Raw genomic sequence first — 1,327 nt, 5'->3', positions numbered from 1 at the left:
TGATACCCGTAGCTTCGGTGTATGGTTTGAGCCCCGTTACATCTTCCGCGCAGGCCGACTCGACTAGTGAGCTATTACGCTTTCTTTAAAGGGTGGCTGCTTCTAAGCCAACCTCCTAGCTGTCTAAGCCTTCCCACATCGTTTCCCACTTAACCATAACTTTGGGACCTTAGCTGACGGTCTGGGTTGTTTCCCTTTTCACGACGGACGTTAGCACCCGCCGTGTGTCTCCCATGCTCGGCACTTGTAGGTATTCGGAGTTTGCATCGGTTTGGTAAGTCGGGATGACCCCCTAGCCGAAACAGTGCTCTACCCCCTACAGTGATACATGAGGCGCTACCTAAATAGCTTTCGAGGAGAACCAGCTATCTCCGAGCTTGATTAGCCTTTCACTCCGATCCACAGGTCATCCGCTAACTTTTCAACGGTAGTCGGTTCGGTCCTCCAGTTAGTGTTACCCAACCTTCAACCTGCCCATGGATAGATCGCCCGGTTTCGGGTCTATTCCCAGCGACTAGACGCCCTATTAAGACTCGCTTTCGCTACGCCTCCCCTATTCGGTTAAGCTCGCCACTGAAAATAAGTCGCTGACCCATTATACAAAAGGTACGCAGTCACCCAACAAAGTGGGCTCCCACTGCTTGTACGCATACGGTTTCAGGATCTATTTCACTCCCCTCTCCGGGGTTCTTTTCGCCTTTCCCTCACGGTACTAGTTCACTATCGGTCAGTCAGTAGTATTTAGCCTTGGAGGATGGTCCCCCCATATTCAGACAAAGTTTCTCGTGCTCCGTCCTACTCGATTTCATGACTAAGAGATTTTCGCGTACAGGGCTATCACCCACTATGGCCGCACTTTCCAGAGCGTTCCGCTAATCTCAAAGCCACTTAAGGGCTAGTCCCCGTTCGCTCGCCACTACTAAGGGAATCTCGGTTGATTTCTTTTCCTCAGGGTACTTAGATGTTTCAGTTCCCCTGGTTCGCTTCTTAAGCCTATGTATTCAGCTTAAGATACCTAACTTATGTTAGGTGGGTTCCCCCATTCAGACATCTCCGGATCAAAGTCTGTTTGCCGACTCCCCGAAGCTTTTCGCAGGCTACCACGTCTTTCATCGCCTCTGACTGCCAAGGCATCCACCGTATGCGCTTCTTCACTTGACCATATAACCCCAAGCAATCTGGTTATACTGTGAAGACGACATTCGCCGAAAATTCGATAATACTCAATTAAGAGCAACTCACAAATTTTACCTTAGCCTGATCCGTTACCAGTGAAAGTAACGTCCAGTCTATCTTTCTATCACATACCCAAATTTTTAAAGAACGA

The 1,327-nt window shown here is 49.1% G+C and carries 1 rRNA gene; it reads right to left on the bottom strand.

Features of this window, described 5'->3' with window-relative positions:
* Positions 1–1,161 (bottom strand): 23S ribosomal RNA (locus tag EQV97_RS28835); the annotation flags it as partial.
* Positions 1,162–1,327 lie beyond the last annotated feature (166 nt).

It is taken from the genome of Pseudomonas sp. TMW22090 (assembly GCF_022496665.1).
Lineage (GTDB): Bacteria > Pseudomonadota > Gammaproteobacteria > Pseudomonadales > Pseudomonadaceae > Aquipseudomonas > Aquipseudomonas gregormendelii.
The sequence above is the reverse complement of the archived record's forward strand: the minus strand, read 5'-3'. Positions and strand labels throughout refer to the sequence as shown.